The organism is Streptomyces yunnanensis (assembly GCF_029011865.1).
Taxonomy (GTDB): domain Bacteria; phylum Actinomycetota; class Actinomycetes; order Streptomycetales; family Streptomycetaceae; genus Streptomyces; species Streptomyces yunnanensis.
Genome location: NZ_CP095749.1, coordinates 2343911 through 2359883, shown reverse-complemented (window position 1 = coordinate 2359883; position 15973 = coordinate 2343911). Strand labels below are relative to the sequence as shown.

Annotated in this window: 14 protein-coding genes; 7 read left to right on the top strand and 7 right to left on the bottom strand. The window is 74.2% G+C overall.

Annotation, left to right across the window (positions count from 1 at the left end; genetic code table 11):
* The first annotated feature begins 62 nt into the window (after positions 1-62).
* Both MOV08_RS10345 and MOV08_RS10340 read left to right on the top strand, forming a co-directional pair.
* Positions 63-1334, top strand: coding sequence for an aminotransferase class I/II-fold pyridoxal phosphate-dependent enzyme (locus MOV08_RS10345; RefSeq protein WP_275307172.1), 1272 nt, complete (start codon positions 63-65; stop codon positions 1332-1334).
* Between the two features lie 419 nt (positions 1335-1753).
* Positions 1754-2734, top strand: coding sequence for an MBL fold metallo-hydrolase (locus tag MOV08_RS10340; protein ID WP_052287399.1), 981 nt, complete (start codon positions 1754-1756; stop codon positions 2732-2734).
* A 112-nt stretch (positions 2735-2846) separates the two neighbouring features.
* Here the strand turns inward: MOV08_RS10340 and MOV08_RS10335 are convergent, their stop codons facing one another.
* Entirely contained in the window at positions 2847-3521 is a 675-nt protein-coding gene (locus MOV08_RS10335; RefSeq protein WP_275307171.1) for a DedA family protein, read from the bottom strand.
* A gap of 46 nt (positions 3522-3567) precedes the next feature.
* Positions 3568-4368, bottom strand: coding sequence for an MBL fold metallo-hydrolase (locus MOV08_RS10330; RefSeq protein WP_275307169.1), 801 nt, complete (start codon positions 4366-4368; stop codon positions 3568-3570).
* 358 nt (positions 4369-4726) lie between these two features.
* On the opposite strand from MOV08_RS10330, the gene MOV08_RS10325 reads away from it, so the two are divergent.
* From MOV08_RS10325 to MOV08_RS10315, 3 genes are all read left to right on the top strand, one after another.
* On the top strand, positions 4727-6820 hold the full coding sequence (locus tag MOV08_RS10325) for a phage holin family protein (RefSeq protein ID WP_275307168.1): 2094 nt from the start codon (positions 4727-4729) through the stop codon (positions 6818-6820).
* Between the two features lie 144 nt (positions 6821-6964).
* Positions 6965-8392, top strand: a complete 1428-nt coding sequence (locus MOV08_RS10320) for an amino acid permease (RefSeq protein WP_275311749.1) — start codon at positions 6965-6967, stop codon at positions 8390-8392.
* 392 nt (positions 8393-8784) lie between these two features.
* Positions 8785-9186: a nuclear transport factor 2 family protein gene (locus MOV08_RS10315; protein WP_052287397.1), complete on the top strand. Its 402-nt coding sequence runs from the start codon at positions 8785-8787 to the stop codon at positions 9184-9186.
* A gap of 7 nt (positions 9187-9193) precedes the next feature.
* On the opposite strand, the gene MOV08_RS10310 is transcribed toward MOV08_RS10315, so the two are convergent.
* Positions 9194-10006 carry a helix-turn-helix domain-containing protein gene (locus MOV08_RS10310; protein WP_063777432.1) on the bottom strand — a complete coding sequence of 271 codons (813 nt, stop codon included), beginning with the start codon at positions 10004-10006 and terminating at the stop codon, positions 9194-9196.
* A 193-nt stretch (positions 10007-10199) separates the two neighbouring features.
* Here MOV08_RS10310 and MOV08_RS10305 point away from each other — a divergent pair, with 193 nt between their 5' ends.
* Positions 10200-10511 (top strand): 4a-hydroxytetrahydrobiopterin dehydratase, encoded by a 312-nt coding sequence (locus MOV08_RS10305; RefSeq protein ID WP_205369157.1) that lies wholly within the window; start codon positions 10200-10202, stop codon positions 10509-10511.
* Positions 10512-10554: 43 nt separating this feature from the next.
* Here MOV08_RS10305 and MOV08_RS10300 read toward each other — a convergent pair whose 3' ends face one another.
* Entirely contained in the window at positions 10555-11475 is a 921-nt protein-coding gene (locus MOV08_RS10300; RefSeq protein ID WP_039631173.1) for a YihY/virulence factor BrkB family protein, read from the bottom strand.
* Between the two features lie 190 nt (positions 11476-11665).
* On the bottom strand, positions 11666-12775 hold the full coding sequence (locus tag MOV08_RS10295) for a DUF1266 domain-containing protein (RefSeq protein ID WP_275307167.1): 1110 nt from the start codon (positions 12773-12775) through the stop codon (positions 11666-11668).
* A 131-nt stretch (positions 12776-12906) separates the two neighbouring features.
* Between MOV08_RS10295 and MOV08_RS10290 the strand changes: the two genes are divergently transcribed.
* A complete protein-coding gene (locus tag MOV08_RS10290) occupies positions 12907-13917 on the top strand; it encodes a class I SAM-dependent methyltransferase (protein ID WP_275307166.1) in 1011 nt (336 codons plus the stop codon).
* A 108-nt stretch (positions 13918-14025) separates the two neighbouring features.
* Here the strand turns inward: MOV08_RS10290 and MOV08_RS10285 are convergent, their stop codons facing one another.
* Both MOV08_RS10285 and MOV08_RS10280 read right to left on the bottom strand, forming a co-directional pair.
* Positions 14026-14811 carry a VOC family protein gene (locus MOV08_RS10285; RefSeq protein ID WP_039631169.1) on the bottom strand — a complete coding sequence of 262 codons (786 nt, stop codon included), beginning with the start codon at positions 14809-14811 and terminating at the stop codon, positions 14026-14028.
* A gap of 305 nt (positions 14812-15116) precedes the next feature.
* Complete coding sequence (locus MOV08_RS10280) at positions 15117-15950, bottom strand: aldo/keto reductase (RefSeq protein ID WP_039631167.1); 834 nt, start codon at positions 15948-15950, stop codon at positions 15117-15119.
* Positions 15951-15973: the final 23 nt, after the last annotated feature.

Genomic DNA, 15973 nt, shown 5'->3' with positions numbered 1-15973 from the left:
TCGGGGCCGTTCATCATGTGATGGGCCCACGACCGACCGGCCGCCGTGGAGTGGAGGTACGGATGCAGCGGACCGCCCCGGATCCGCAGCGGGAGCCGGATCCGGCCCCGCCGGTGGGCCTGCCGGTCCTTCCCGAACTCGCCGCGCACCTCTCCGCGGCTGCCGGCCGCACCGCCCCCGAACCCTCCGGCGGCTCCGCACCGCTGCGCACCGCCGCCTGCGGCTACTGGGAGCGCCGCGGCCTGTTCACCCCCGCCGATCGGGTGCTGGCCGCCCCAGGGGCAGCCGCTCTGCTGCTCGCCCTGTATGCCGCGGTCGACGGTGCGGTGCTGCTGACGCGGCCGTGCGCCGAGTGGTACGCGCCGCCCGCCAGGTTGCTGGGGCGGCCGGTCCACCTGACGCCGGTACCGGCCGAATCGGGCGGGCTGCCGGACCCGTTCGCGCTGCTGGAGACCGTACGGCGGGCCAGGATGCACGGCGACACCCCGCGTGTCCTGGTCCTCTCCGTCGCCGACGACCCGACCGGCACCTGCCCGCCACCGGAGCAACTGCACGAGGTGTGCGAGGCGGCGGCCGAGGAGGGGCTGTGGGTCGTCAGCGACGAATCGAGCCGGGACCTGCTGCACGACCCGCATGACACCGTGGTGCTCAGCCCCGCCGAGATGCTGCCGGGTGAGGTCGTGGTGCTGACCGATCTGCGGGCGGCGCTGCTGCCCGCCTCCTGGCCCGTCGCGCTGGCCCGTTTTCCGGGCACCCGTCGGGGCGCCCTCCTACGGGACGCGGTCCTGCAGACCCTCACCCGGATCCACACCCCGCTTCCCGGGCCGCTCGCCTGTGCGGTCACCCATGCGCTCGCCGAGCCCGACGCCGTACGGGAGCGGACCGCGGCCGCCGCGCGGGTGTACGGGGCACTCACCGGGGCGCTGTACCGCACGCTCACCGGGGCCGGTGCGCTCTGCCGCCCGCCGCATGCTGGCAGCTCCCTCTACGCCGACCTCGAACCGTTGCGGCGGTCGTTCGGCGCCCGTGGGCCCACCGGATCGGCGGCACTGGAAGGGGAGTTGGCGTCGTGGGCGGCCCGCGGCGCCCATCGTTTCGAGGACGATCCGGAGGCCCTACGGGTGCGGCTGGGAGTGGATGCCCTGCTCGGCGCCGACATGGAGCTGCGGCAGCGGGTGTTGAACACGGCCGATCCACTCCAACTTCCCCATGTGCGGGCGGGGTTGGGCGATCTGGGTCGGGCGTTGGCCGAACTGGGCGCGGCTCCGGCGCGACTCGCCCGCCCGCCTCGTGACTCCGGTTCTGCCCGGCCCTCGAATGGAGCCCCTGGATGACCGAACAGACCGAGCGCTCTCTCGCCGGGCGCTCCCTCGATGAGACCGCTCTCGATACGGCCTCTCTCGATGGGACGTCCCTGGATGAGACCTCATTGGAGGAAACGTCCCTGGACGAGACCTCCGTCGACGAGACCCCTCTCGACGAGACCTCCCCTGTCGAGACCTCCGGCGCCGAGCGGGGTTCGCATGCCGACGACCGACGCGTTGGCGATCGTCACAACGGCAATCGCCACGACGGTGATCGTCACAGGGGGAGCGGTAGTGAGCGCGGGGGCGGGGGCGGGGGCCGCGGTGACGGTGCTGCGGGCGGCCGTAACGCCGTTACAGAGGAGGTTGGTGGTGGCGCGGTCGCGGGCACGGCAGGCGGGCGTCTTGCCACCGCGGCGCTCCCGGAGACCGCGCCGCCCTCGCACCCGCTGGCCGAACCGCGCCCCCTGGGGGAGCCCCGCACCTGGCCCCGTGACTTCACCGACCGGTTGACCGCGCCGCTGCCCGGCGTCCGCGCGTTGGCCCGGATCGCGCGGGAGGGCAAGCTCCGCCCGGCGGCCGAGACGCTCCGGCAGATCCAGCAACTGCCCTTCGAGCCCGGCCCGATGCCGGAGGCCGGTCCCACGACCTTCGCGCTGACCTGGGCCGGGCACGCCAGTTGGGTCATCCGGATCGGTGGGCTGACGGTCCTCACCGACCCGGTCTGGTCCCGCAAGATCCTCGGTACGCCCGCCCGGGTCACCCCCGTGGGGGTCCGCTGGGAGGACCTGCCACCGGTCGACGCCGTCGTCATCAGCCACAACCACTACGACCACCTGGACGCGCCGACGCTGAAACGGTTGCCGCGCGACGTTCCGCTGCTGCTTCCCGCGGGACTGGCGCCCTGGGCCCGGCGGCGCGGCTTCACCCAGGTCACCGACCTGGACTGGTGGGAGGCGGTGGAACTGGCCGGCCCCGCCGGCCCGGTGCGGATCGACTTCGTGCCCGCGCACCACTGGAGCAAGCGGACGCTGACCGACACCTGCCGTTCCCTGTGGGGCGGTTGGGTGCTCACCGCCCCCGACGGGCGGCGGATCCACTTCGCGGGGGACACCGGTTACGGCCACTGGTTCGAGGAGATCGGCCGCCGCTACCGGGACATCGACCTGGCGTTGCTGCCCATCGGGGCGTACGACCCGCGCTGGATGCTGCGGCCGGTGCACACCGACCCGGAGGAGGCGGTACGGGCCTGCCAGGACCTGGGGGCGCGGTGCCTGGCGCCGATGCACTGGTCGACGTTCCTGCTGTCGGCCGAGCCGCCGCTGGAGCCGCTGCACCGCATCCGGGCCGCCTGGGCGGCGACCGGCCGTCCGCGGTCGGACCTGTGGGATCTGCCGGTCGGGGCGTCGCGGGTGCTGGCGGAGCGCTGAGGCCCCGCCCTCACACCCACCGCCCTTACACCCACCACCCTCTACCCTTGCCCCTCCCGCGTGTCCCCCCTCCCGTCCGCCCTCCGTCCCTCGTCCGCCCCCGCCCCGTCCGTCATCCCTCCCCTTCCGCCGACTGTTCCTCGCCGTCCGCCGGCGACGGGCGGAGGCGGCGCCATGCGACCGGGGCGGCGCTGAAGAGCACCGTCAGGCCGATCGCGGCGGCCACGCCCTGCCAGGGTTCGCGGAAGAGGGAGCCGCCCAGCAGGCCGATCAGCTGGTACGTGGCAGCCCAGGCCAGGCAGGCCGGGAGGTCGCCGCGGGCGAAGCGCCGGGGCGGCATCTCGGCGAGCAGGCAGGCCAGCATGACCGGGATCCGGCCGGCCGGTACCAGGCGGGAGAGCACCAGCACCAACACGCCGTGCTCCCGCAGCCTGTGCCGCGCCTGCGCCAGGCGTTCCGGTGCGGCGCGATCACGGAGCCGGGCGAGCCAGCGCGAGCCGTTGCGGGAGTGGACGCCGCGTCGCCCGAGCCAGTACAGGCCCAGGTCACCGAGGAACGCGGCGCCGGACGCGACCACGAAGACGAGCAGCAGGGCGAGCGGCGAACTGTGGTGGAAGGCGACCGCCGCCGCCGAGCTGACCACCGCGCCGGTGGGCACCACGGGCACCAGCGAGCCCAGCACCACCAGCAGGAACAGCGACGGGTAGCCGACCGCCTGCTGGGTCGATTCCGGCGGGGCATGGGTGAGCACCTGGTGGAGGCCGTCGGCCAGCGTCGTGCCGCTCATGGGCGTGCCGTTGATGGTCGTGCCGGCCGGTGGGGACCCGTGGGCATCATCGGGTGGTCCTCGGGTGCACCGACTCGCCGTGCCCGAGCCGGTGCACGGTGACCTCCGGCGCGAGGAGCCCGGCCTGTCGCTCGAACTCCTGGCCCGGCGCGTGGAACTCGTGGGGCCGGACGGCGTCCAGACCGATCGGCCAGTACGTGCCGTAGTGCACCGGCACCGCGCTGCACGGTGCCAGGCGGGCCGCCGCCACCGCGGCCCGCCGGGCGTCGAGGTGGCCATGGCCGAGGAACGGTCCCCAGCCGCCCACCGGCAGCAGCGCCACTTCGCACGGCCCGACCTCGTCCGGCAGCTCCGGGAACAGTCCGGTGTCGCCGGCGAAGTAGGTGCGGGCCGTACCACTGATGACGTAGCCGAGGGCGGGGACGCGGTGCGGTCCGTAGGGGAGTCGACGGCCGTCGTGGGCGGCCGGCACCGCGCGGACGGTCAGGGCGGCGGCGTCCCGGGGCGGTCCGATCCGGCACTCCTGGCCCGGCCGCAGCTCGCTCACCGGCAGGCCCCTGGCCGCGGCCACCTTGCGCAGTCCGGGTACGGCGGCCGGCGCGCCGTACGGCACGATCAGCCGGGTCCCGGGCGCGAGCCGGGCCAGCGAGGCCGGGTGCAGATGGTCGGCGTGCAGATGGGAGATCAGGACCGCGTCCGCGTGGGCCGCCTCGGGGGGCGGCAGTGCGCCGCGGCGGCGCCGCAGGTGGGCGAGCCGGGCGACGAACAGCGGGTCGGTCAGCACCCGCACCCCGGAGTCCTCGACGGTCACCGTGGCATGTCCCCACCAGGTGACTTTCACGGACATGCTCGGTCCACCTCCTTGCCCGGCCGGGCATCGCCCGATCCGGGACGCTCCGGCCGCGACGCCCTGCCCGGGCCGGGCCGGGTCGCTCATCGTCCAGCCGCCCTGCCGCGTACCCGTTCCGATCGTTACCGATCCTCCCTCATGCACCCCGCAGGCAGGTCCCGGGGACGCGTCCAGCGAGCGGCGGGCACATGCCCTGCCCCTCTGCCCTGCCCCCTGTGCCCTGCCCCCAGCCCCGTCCACTCTCCCCGCCCACAATCCCCGCCCGCTTTATGACACCCGCCCGCTTTGATGACACCCTTGGCCGGAATGCCCGTCCGGCTGGTGCGGCGGGCCCGAGCGGGGAGGGCGGGACGGCGTGCGGACCGCGCGGTGGAAGGCCCTCGGCGGCGCCCTCCTGAGGGTGCTGGCCGTCTGGGCGGTCTCCAGCCTGACCCTGCTCGCCCTGGCCGCGGTGCTGCCCGACTTCCGGCTGCAGGCCGTCGGCGGCGAGAGCCTCACCCGCACCGCACTCACCGCGGCGCTGGCCGCCGGCGCGTTCGGCCTGCTCAGCGCCCTGGTGTGGCCGCTGCTGGTGCGCGCGCTGCTGCTGGTGCCGGCGTTGGTGCTCGGGCTGCTGGTGTTCTTCCTCAACGGGTCGTTGCTGCTGGTCGCGTTGGACGTGGTCCCGGCGGGGCGGGGGCAGACCACGCCGGAGACCGCGGTGATCGTGGCGGCCGTGATGTCGGCGGCGTCCTCGGCGACCTCGACCTTCCTGGCGGTGCGCAACGACGAGGCGTACCGGCGTCGGCTGGTGCGGCTGGCCGGCCGGCGGGGGAGGCGGGCCGGCGCGGACCGCGGGCCGGCCACGCCCGGGACGGTCTTCCTCCAGCTCGACGGCGTCGGCCATGAGGTGCTGCGGGAGGCGACCCGCGGCGAGCGCCCGCTGATGCCGACCCTCGCCCGCTGGGTCGGCACCAGTCACCGGCTCGCCCCGTGGCGCACCGACTGGTCCAGCCAGACCGGCGCCAGCCAGCTCGCCATCCTGCACGGCAGCAACGAGGACCTGCCCGCCTTCCGCTGGTACGAGAAGGAGACCGGCGACCTCATCGTCAGCAACCGGCCCAGCAGCGCTGCCGAACTCCAGCGCCGGGCGGTCGCGCGCACCGGCGACGGCGGGCTGCTGGCCCACGACGGCGCCAGCCGCGGCAACCTCTTCAGCGGCGGTGCCGACCAGGTCGCCCTGGTGATGTCGGTGGCCGCCCGGCGCGGCCGGTACAACCGCTCGCGGGCCGGCTACTTCGCCTACTTCTCCGACCCGGCCAACGCCACCCGGACCGCGGTCTCCTTCGTCGCCGAGGTCCTGCGGGAGGTCGGCCAGGCGCTGCGCAGCCGCTGCCGCCGCGAGCGGCCACGGGTCAGGCGGGGCGGCCTCTACCCGGTCATCCGGGCCTTCGCCACCGTCGTCGAGCGCGATGTGGTGGTAGCCGCGGTGCTCGGCGACATGCTGGCCGGCCGCACCGCGGTCTACGCCGACCTGGTCGCCTACGACGAGGTGGCGCACCACTCGGGGCCCGTGCACCGCGACACCCACCAGGTGCTGCGTCGCCTCGACCGCTGCATCGAGCTGATCGCCGAGGCCGGCCGGTACGCGCCCCGGCCGTACCGCATCGTGCTGCTCTCCGACCACGGCCAGAGCCCCGGCGCGACCTTCCGGGACCGCTACGGGCTGACCTTGAGCGACCTGGTCCGCGCCGGGTGCGGGCTGCCGGTCCGGCGGCGGGCCGGGCGCACCGCCAGCGGCGCCGAGGCCCGGGAGGCGGCGCGGGCGGCGCTGGGCCGGCCGGAGGGGACGGCGGACGGGGACCGGCCCGGCGCGCAGCCGGTCGTGCTGGCCTCCGGCAACCTCGGCCTGGTCTCGTTCCCGGACGTCCCCGACCGGATCACCCGTGAGGAGCTGGACCGCCGCCATCCGGCGCTGCTGGACACCCTCGCCGGCCACCCGGGCATCGGCTTCGTCCTGGTCCGCTCGGTCGCGCACGGTGCGGTGGTGCTGGGCCCGGACGGCGGCGAGCACCACCTCGACACCGGGCGGGTCGTCGGCGCGGACCCGCTGGCGCCCTTCGGGCCCGGTGCGGCCGAAGCGGTCCGCCGCACCGACCGGTTCCCGCACGTCGCCGACCTCATGATCAATTCCGCCTGTGATCCGGCGACCGGCGCGGTGCACGCCTTCGAGGAGCAGATCGGCTCGCACGGCGGGCTGGGCGGCCCGCAGAGCCGGCCCTTCCTCCTGTGGCCCGCGGAGCTGTCCCCGCCGGTCCCGGACGGGACGCCGCTGACCGGCGCCGAGCAGGTCCACCAGGTGCTGCGGCGCTGGCTGCGGGAGGCGGACGGTCCGCAACTGCCCGTCGGCCCGGGGGCGGAGGAGCCGTACGGGCGGCTCGGGCCGGAGGCGGACGACCTGCGGCGCTAGGCCGGGCAGCCCGAAGGTTTTTCCGGTCGCCCCACCCCTGGCGGGACAAAAACCGGTGATTTTGCGGGGGCCCTCCGGTCGCCCACCATGTCCTGGCCCGGCAATCCCGGGTGCACCGCGCACGACGAGAGGGCCCACCACGCCATGCACGACCGGCACACCCGCCGTTTCGGTCTGGGGACCGCTACCGCCCTGGTGATGGGGAACATCATCGGCGGCGGAATCTTCCTGCTGCCGGCTTCGGTCGCCCCCTTCGGCACCGTCAGCCTGGTCGCCTTCGGCGTCCTCACCCTCGGGGCGATCGCCCTGGCCCTGGTCTTCGGGCGGCTCGCCGAGCGCCATCCGGACACCGGCGGGCCCTATGTCTACGCGCGCGAGGCGTTCGGCGACTTCGCCGGCTTCCTCTCCGCCTGGTCGTACTGGACGATGACCTGGGTCAGCAACGCCGCGCTGGCGGTGGCCGCCGTCGGCTACGTCCATGTGCTCTTCCCCGGACACGCGTCCCGGGGCGTCGATCTGATGGTGGCGCTGGGCGCGCTGTGGCTGCCGGCGCTCGCCAACTTCGCGGGCACCCGGTACGTCGGGGCCGTCCAGATGGTCTCCACGGTGCTGAAGTTCGTGCCGCTGCTGTTCATCGCGGTCGTGGGGCTGTTCTTCTTCGACCCGCACAAGCTCGGGGCGTTCCACGAGGGCGGCGGCAGCACCCTGGGCGGGCTGTCCGCGGCGGCCGCGATCCTCCTCTACAGCTACGTGGGCGTGGAGTCCGCCGCGATGAGCGCCGGCGAGGTCCGCAACCCCGAGCGCAACGTCGGTCGGGCCACCGTGCTGGGCACCGTCGGTGCCGCCGTCGTCTACCTGCTGGGCACCCTGTCGGTGTTCGGCACCGTCGCCCACGACAAGCTGGTCAATTCGAAGGCGCCGTTCTCCGACGCCGTGGACGCGATGTTCGGCGGCCACTGGGGTGGCACGGTCATCGCGGCCGCCGCGGTGATCTCCATCATCGGCGCGCTCAACGGCTGGACGCTGATGAGCGCCCAGTCCCCGTACGCCGCCGCCAAGGACGGCCTCTTCCCGGCGGCCTTCCTCACCAAGCGGCGCGGGGTGCCGACCTTCGGCGTGCTGGCCGCCGCCGTGCTGGCCTCCGCCCTGACCGTGATCAACTACTTCCTCGGCACCGGCGGCGTCTTCGAGATCCTGGTCCTGATCACCACCTTCTCGGCCACCGTCCCCTACCTGCTGGCCGCCGGCGCCCAGATCTACTTCCTGCTCTCCGGCCGCCGCGACAAGGTCCGCCCGGCCCGCTTCGCCCGCGACCTGACCCTCGCGGTGGTCGCCTTCGGCTTCACCTTCTGGCTGGTGGCGGGCGCCGGCTACGCGGCGATCTACCAGGGCGTGCTGTTCCTGTTCGCCGGGATCCTGGTGTACGCGCTGATGGCGGCCCGCCGCGGGCGCCGGCCGACCGTGTCCGAGGACGCGACGGAGGGTGCCCAGGGCGCCGAGACCGCTTCTGTGGAGGCGGCCGGGAACGCTCCGGCGGACGCGGCGGTGCCCCCCGTCCCCGCGGCGAGCTAGGGCCTGTCGTCAAACTCCCGTCGTTCGCCCGGAGGGCGGGCCTCGCGGCGTCTGGTGCGTGCGATCTCAAGGCGGAGGGTCATCCCGGTACCGGGTGTACCGGGGTGAGCCCGACAACGCAGAGAGCGTGCGTGCCAGGCGTCGCGAGGCAGGCGGGAGTTTGACGACAGGCCCTAGCCGCCCGCCCGCCGACCCCGATGCCCCTGGCCGCACGCCGCGACCAGGGGCATTACCTCATGCGTAATCGACCCTCGTCCGCCGCTCCGGCAGAGTCGAGGCATCGGTTCACGGGCCGGCGTACTCCGGGCCGTGAACCGATGCTGACGAACCGTCAGTCACCCGGCGGCCCGGATCCCACCGGCCGCCGCGACGGATACCACGAGGAGTTCACGATGTCGCAGAACGTGCAGCAGGGCGCCGCCGAGCGGACCGTTGACCACGCGGCCGCCGCCGAGCGGTACCTGGTGGCGTGGAATGCCACCGAGGAGGGCGCCCGGGCCAAGGCCGTCGCCGCGGCGTTCACCGAGGGCGCCACCTACACCGACCCGCTGGCCGAGGTCGCCGGGCACGACGGGCTGGCGGCGGCGATCGCCGGCGCGCACGAGCAGTTCCCGGGTTTCGTGTTCCGGCCGCTGGGCGTGGTGGACGGCCACCACGACATCGCCCGGTTCGGCTGGGAGCTGGTCGCGCCGGACGGGTCGGCGCCGGTCGCCGGCTTCGACGTGGTACGGCTGGCCGAGGACGGTCGGATCCGGTCGGTGCTCGGCTTCCTGGACCGCGTACCGGCGAGGTGAACCGCCCTCACCCCGCCGCTTTGCGCAGATGCTCGGCCGTTTCGGGGTCCGCGGGCAGGAACGCCTCCAGCGCCAGCTCCGAAACGGTCACATCCATCGGCGTGTTGAAGGTGGCGATGGTGGAGAGGAAGGAGAGCACCGTGCCGCGGTGCTCGATCACCAGCGGCAGGGCGAACGGCGGGTGGTCGCCCGGCGTCGCGGTCTCCCGCCCGCCGGCCGGTAGCGGGTAGGAGCGGAGCTCGTCGTGCAGTGCGCGCAGCGGCGCGGACCGCATCAGCGCCAACTGCCGGTCCAGCTGGGCGAAGAGGTGCTCCCGCCACTCCGGGAAGTTGCGGATGCGAGGGGCCATGCCGCGCGGGTGGAGCGTGATCCGCATGGCGTTCATCGGCGGCCGGAGCAGTTCCGGATCGACGCCGTCCAGCAGCACCTCGACGCCCCGGTTGGCCGCCAGCACGCGGTACATCCCGTCGACCACCAGGGCGGGGTACGGCTCGTAGCCCGCCAGCAGCCGGTCCATGCCGGCCCGGAGCTCGGACATCGACGGGTCGTCCAGCGGGGTCTCCGGGAAGGCGGGGGCGTAACCGGCCGAGATCAGCAGGGCGTTGCGCTCCCGGACGGGAATGTCGAGGTGTTCGGCCAGTCGCAGCACCATCTCCTGGCTCGGGCGGGCGCGGCCGGTCTCGATGAAGCTGATGTGGCGGGCGGAGGAGTCGGCGCGCAGCGCCAGTTCCAGCTGGCTTATGCGGCGCCGGTCCCGCCATTCTCGCAACAGGGTGCCCACACCCGTGGTTTCCGGCGCGGACGCCGTGGCAGTCGTCATGCCGGGGACGCTAGCCGACCGGCCAGGTGTTACCTATGGTAACTTCTGGGTTCGCGACGGCCCGGACAGGCCCTGGCCGCACCGGCCGCCCCCATTCGCCCCGCGTGGACGGGCGCGCGACCGCCCCGACGTGACAGGCTGGGACCGCCGCGCCCAGCGGCGGCGACCGGTACCCGGCGGGAAGGCGAACGCGATGAACGCACAGGTGGCACCACTCGACGACGCGGAGATCGCGGACCGCCTCATCGAACTGCCGGGCTGGACCGTCGAGGGCGACCACCTGCACCGCCGCTACCGCTTCGACCGGCACTTCCAGGCCGCCGCGATGGTCGTGCACATCTCCCAGATCCAGGAGGAGTTGGGCCACCACGCCGAGCTGACCCTGGGCTACAACCACCTCGGCGTCTCGGTCAACACCCACAGCGTCGGCGGCCGGGTCACCCATCTCGACTTCGGCCTGGCCCGCCGCGTCGAGGAGATCGCCGCGGCGCACGGCGCCCGCTGACCGGCCCCGCCGTCGCCCGTTCCGAGGCCGGCCCGGTCCGACGTCAGCTCGGGCGGCGCGGCCGGACGACCCGCCCGGCGCGCGCCAGCTCCACGTTGAACTGCGCCCCGGACAGCAGCGACAGGTTGGAGAACCACAACCAGATCAGGAACACCACCGGGCCGGCCAGCGAGCCGTACAGCCGGTTGAAGGTGCCGACGTACGAGGCGTAGAAGGCGAAGCCCGCCGACGCCACCAGCCACAGCAGCACCGCCAGCACCCCGCCCGGCCCGGCCCGCCGCACCCCGCGCGAACTCGGCGGCCCCGACCGGAACAGCACCATCGCCAGCACGGTCGCCAGCACCAGCAGCAACGGCCACTGGAGCAGGTTCCACAGCGTCTCGCCCGCCTCGCCGAACCCCAGGGCACGGCCCAGCGCGGTCGCCACCGGCCCGCTCACCAGCAGCGCCACCGCACTGCAGATCAGCAGCGCCATCAGCAGCAGCGCGGTCACCAGGATCCGCGGCGCCTTCCGCCACGGCGGCCGGTCGTCCTTCGTCCGGTGCATGGCGTGCAGCGCCCGCCGGAACACCGCCAGATAGCTGCACGACGACCACAGCGCGCTGACCGCCGCACCACCGACCACCACCCAGGCGGCCGTCCGTTGGTGCGCCATCACCACCAGCGCGTGCCGGACCGTCGCCCCCGACTCGGCCGGCGCGATCGAACTGAGGTGGTTGATCAGCTGCTCGGTGCCGGCCGGGTCGGCGAGCCCGATCAGCGAGATGGTGACGATCGCCGACGGCAGCAGCGCCAGCACCGAGTAGTACGTCAGGCTCGCCGCGTAGTCCGTCAGGTCGTCGTGCCAGACGGACAGCGGTGTACGGCGCAGCGCCGTCCGGTACCGCTGCCAGACCCGGCGGCGGGGCGGACGCTCCGGCCCGGTCCGCACCGGGGCCACGGACGATGCGGTCTCAGCCTCCATGCCGGACCCCCGCCGTCCTGGCCCAGCGCCGCGCGACGCTCCGCATACCGCTCCCGCCCATGTCGTATCCGTCCCCTGTGTCGTACTGGTCCGGCATCGTCCCGGTCCCCGGGCTGCATCATGCCCCGACGCGGCCGGCGTCCGCGAGGGGCGGGTGACCGGCCCGCCCGGGGGCGGAGCCAGGGGCCCGTCAGTCGAACGACAGACCCCGCCAGGGGGACGCCGGGTCCTGCGTCAGCACCCGGTGGAGGTGCGCCGTCTCCGCGTAGGCAGGCCCGAACCAGCCGTTGTCGTACGCCAGTGCCCGCCCGAGCGCGTAGCCCGCGGCGAACTCCTCCCACGAGCCGTAGACCTCCCGGGCCCGCGCCGCCACCCGCATCACCGCCTGCTCCGCCTGCGGCGGCGCGCACAGCCGCGCGCCCAGGCCCCAGCGAACCAGGGCCACCGCGTGCGCCAGGTCCAGTGCGACCAGCGACACCACCCGGCCGTCGGCCGGCAGCAGCCCGTCCGTCCTGAACCGTTCCTCGTACCGGTCCACCAGCTCCGGAACCGCGGGCGGCGCACCGTCACCGGCCCCGGCAGGGGACCCGCCCTCGGACGCGCCACCGGACTCCCCGCCGGACGCCGCGGCCCGGGCGCGCAGCGCCGTCTCCGCCTCGGCCGGCACGAACTGCCCGTCGAGCAACTGGTCGAACCGCTGCTGCCAGCTCACCGGATCGGCCACCGACCACTGCGCGCGCAGCGTCTCGGCGTCCTCCGAGTAGTCCAGGAACGCCGTGCCCAGCTCGTTCCACGGCACGCTGTGGTGCACCGCGAGCGGCGCGCCACAGGCCAGCCCCTGCGCCACCGGACCGTGCAGCGGCGCCGCGATGGGGGCACCTCCCATGCCATTAAAGCAATGGGGGAGGGTGACCAGCAGCCCGCCCGGCCGGACCCCGACCTGCGCCCGGACCCGCAGCCACGCCGCGCGGTGGGCCGGCGAGGCGGACAGGTACGCGGCGAACGGCGTGCCCGGGTTGATCGCCAGCCGCCACTTGTCGTTGGGCCAGTCCTGCGCCAGCTCCTCGACCGAGACCCGGTCGAAAAGTCGCTGCGGTTCCCACGGCGGCAGCATGCCGCGCGTCAGCACGGGAATGCACTTACCGCCCGCCGTCGGATCGTCGTAGACGGGCAGTGGCTCCTGCCCCTGCTGCGGCACCGCCAGATACAGGTCCTCACCGGCGATCGCCGCGACCTGTCCGTCCCCGTCCCCACGTGCCGTTGCCTCATACAGCCGCCGCTCGGTCTCCGTCGGCGGCATCCATCCCGGAGTACCCACAGGCCAAGACCCTACGGTGACCCCGCCCCCGGTCCGAACCAGGGGCCGTGCCGGGGCCGCCGGACCGGCCCCGCCGCTTGCCGGCGCCCACCCCGTATCGGAGGCTCGATGCCATGAGCAGTGACGACCGCCCCGTGCCAGGGGAGCCTTCGCCCGGCCCGCTGCCCGGTTCCCCCGGCAGGCACGCCCACGCCGGTGCCGACCAGGGCGGCGCCATCGACTGGGAGGTGCTCGGCCCGTTCCTGGAACGGGGCGCCGAGATCCAGACCCCGCTGTACGAGCAGGCCGCCGCCTGGCTCCGCGCGCTGCTCTCCCCGGAGGGCCCCGAGGGCGGGGCGGGCGGGGCATCGGGGGCCGCGGCACCCGGCGTCGGGTCCCGCGCACCGACCGTCCGTCGCATCCTGGACGTCGGCAGCGGCCCAGGGGTCGTCAGCTGCCTGTTGGCGCGGGCCTTCCCGGACGCCGAGGTGTGCGCGGTGGACGCCACCGAGGCCCTGCTGGCCCGCGCTCGCGCCCGTGCCGACCGGCTCGGCCTGGCCGACCGGATCCACACCCACTGCGCCGAGGTCCCGCACGGCCTGGACTCGCTCGGCGGCGCCGACCTCATCTGGTCCAGCAAGGCACTGCACCACGTCGGCGACCAGCGCGGTGCGGTGGCGGCGCTCGCCGGCCACCTGCGGCCCGGCGGCCTGCTCGCGGTCTGCGAGGGCGGCCTCGCCCCGCGCTTCCTGCCGCGTGACATCGGCGTCGGCCGCCCGGGACTCCAGGCCCGTCTGGACGCGGCGGCGGAGGACTGGTTCGCCGAGATGCGGGCCGCCCTGCCCGACGCCACCGACACCCTGGAGGACTGGCCCGCCTTCCTGGCCAACGCCGGACTGCGCACCCCGCGCACCCGCAGCTTCCTGCTGGACCTGCCGGCCCCGCTCGCCGAGGACGTCCGCCGCTACATCCAGGCCAACCTCAGCCACGCCGTGGAGGAGTACGGCGACCAGCTCGACCCCGGTGACCTGAGCACCCTCACCCGCCTCGTCGACCCCCACGACCCCGCCGGCATCACCCGCCGCCCGGACGCCTTCCTGCTCTCCGTGCAGACGGTGCACACCGCCCGCGCCCAGGAGCAGTAGCCATGGCGGCCGTCCACCACGCCTCAGCCAAGGCCGCCACGTCAACCAAGGCGGCCACGTCAACCAAGGCCGCTACAAGCCGAATCGGCGGACTGTCGGCAGTTCGGGTCACTCCATCGCCTTCGGGTGGATCAGGGCGAAGACCGCGCCCTGCGGGTCGGTCACCATGGCGATCCGTCCGGCGATCATGTCGAACGGTTCCATGATCGCGCTGCCGCCGGACGCGGTGACCTTGGCGACCGCCGCATCGGCGTCCGCCACCGCGAAGTACGTCAGCCAGTGGGAGGGCGTGTCGGCGGGGAGCTGCTCCGGCATCGGCTGCATGCCGCCCACGTGGCGGCCGTCCACCTGGAGCCCGTAGTAGTGCTCGATGCCCTCCATCGTCGTGGACTCGATGCCGAAGGCGGCCCGGTAGAAGGCGGAGGCGGCGGACCGGTCGGTGGTGTTCAGCTCGTTCCAGATCAGTGCGCCGGTCTCGTTGACCACGCCCGCGCCCGGGAAGTCGACCGGCTGCCAGACGCCGAAGACCGCCCCGGTCGGATCGGCGGCGATGAACATCCGGCCCAGGGACATCACGTCCATCACGGGCATCAGCACGGTGCCACCGGCGGACTCCACCGCCCGCTGGCTGGCTTCCGCGTCGGCGCTGGCCAGATAGGTGGTCCAGACGGTCGGCGGAGCGGGCTGGTCGCCCATCGCGACGGCGGCCATGATGCCGGCGACGGGCTTCCCGTTCAGCTGGCAGACGGCATAACCGCCGGTCTCCGGAGGACCGATCTCCCCGGTCCAGCCGAGGAGGCCGGCGTAGAAGTCGATGGCGGCCTTCTGGTCGGGGGCCGCGAGATCGACCCAGCAGGGCGTCCCGGGCGCGTAGGGAGTGGTGACGTCGGGCATCGGTGCCTCCTCGGAGCGGAGTGGCGGCCGCCCAGCGGCAGCCGCCCCCGGCGGCCGGCGCCGCTGCGCGACCGCCCCCCCCGTTCCACATTTCCCGCCGCCCGCGGAGCCCGCCACTCGGGGCCGCGGCCCGGCGCCCCGCGCTCCGGCGGAACGGCCCCTCGGGAAGCGCCCCGACATACGGCGGCGCCGCCCGCCCCGAGGGGACGGACGGCGCCGCGGCGCACCGCGCACACGGCCGCGGGCCGTGCCCCGGACGACGCCCGGACCAGCGGGCCCGGGCCGTGACGCGAGCGGTCGGGCCCTCAGGCCACGTCGAACGTGGCAGGGTCCGGGCCGAGGCGGGTGCCGGAGTCCAGGCCGGCCACGGCCGACAGGTCCTCGCCGTCCAGCTCGAAGCCGAAGACGTCGAAGTTCTCCCGGATCCGCGAGGGGGTGGCGGACTTGGGGATGACGACGTTGCCGACCTGGAGGTGCCAGCGCAGGACCACCTGGGCCGGGGTCCTGCCGTGCTTCTCGGCGATCTTGACGATCGTCGGGTCCGTCAGCAGCCCCTTGCCCTGGCCCAGCGGCGACCAGGCTTCGGTGGCGATGCCGTGCCGGGCGTGGAAGGCGCGGGACTCGGCCTGCTGGAGCTGCGGGTGCAGCTCGATCTGGTTGACCGCCGGGACGACGGAGGTCTCACCGAGCAGCCGCTCCAGGTGGGCGGGGAAGAAGTTGGAGACGCCGATGGCCTTGGCGCGGCCCTCGGAGTAGATCTTCTCGAACGCCTTGTACGTGTCCACATAGGTGTCGCGGGCCGGCAGCGGCCAGTGGATCAGGTAGAGGTCGACATACTCCAGCCCCAGCTTCGCGAGCGAGGCGTCGAACGCGCGGAGGGTGGAGTCGTAGCCCTGCTCGGAGTTCCACAGCTTGGTGGTGACGAAGAGTTCCTCGCGCGCGATGCCGGAGGCGCCGAGGGCCTTGCCGGTGCCTTCTTCGTTGCCGTAGATGGCCGCGGTGTCGATGCTGCGGTACCCGGCCTCAAGGGCGTGGCTGACGGCGGTGAACGCCTCGTCATCGGGGATCTGCCAGACGCCGAAGCCGAGCTGGGGCATCGTGACGTCGTTGTTGAGCGTGATGGACGGAACCGTGCTCACGGGGGATTCGATCCTTACGTCGA

Coding starts and splice junctions, on each gene's coding strand:
- MOV08_RS10295 (WP_275307167.1), bottom strand. CDS start 12,775: ATGCCGCCGACGGAGACCGAGCGGCGGCTGTATGAGGCAACGGCACGT.
- MOV08_RS10320 (WP_275311749.1), top strand. CDS start 6,965: ATGCACGACCGGCACACCCGCCGTTTCGGTCTGGGGACCGCTACCGCC.
- MOV08_RS10305 (WP_205369157.1), top strand. CDS start 10,200: ATGAACGCACAGGTGGCACCACTCGACGACGCGGAGATCGCGGACCGC.
- MOV08_RS10315 (WP_052287397.1), top strand. CDS start 8,785: ATGTCGCAGAACGTGCAGCAGGGCGCCGCCGAGCGGACCGTTGACCAC.
- MOV08_RS10345 (WP_275307172.1), top strand. CDS start 63: ATGCAGCGGACCGCCCCGGATCCGCAGCGGGAGCCGGATCCGGCCCCG.
- MOV08_RS10310 (WP_063777432.1), bottom strand. CDS start 10,006: ATGACGACTGCCACGGCGTCCGCGCCGGAAACCACGGGTGTGGGCACC.
- MOV08_RS10335 (WP_275307171.1), bottom strand. CDS start 3,521: ATGAGCGGCACGACGCTGGCCGACGGCCTCCACCAGGTGCTCACCCAT.
- MOV08_RS10290 (WP_275307166.1), top strand. CDS start 12,907: ATGAGCAGTGACGACCGCCCCGTGCCAGGGGAGCCTTCGCCCGGCCCG.
- MOV08_RS10285 (WP_039631169.1), bottom strand. CDS start 14,811: ATGCCCGACGTCACCACTCCCTACGCGCCCGGGACGCCCTGCTGGGTC.
- MOV08_RS10330 (WP_275307169.1), bottom strand. CDS start 4,368: ATGTCCGTGAAAGTCACCTGGTGGGGACATGCCACGGTGACCGTCGAG.
- MOV08_RS10300 (WP_039631173.1), bottom strand. CDS start 11,475: ATGGAGGCTGAGACCGCATCGTCCGTGGCCCCGGTGCGGACCGGGCCG.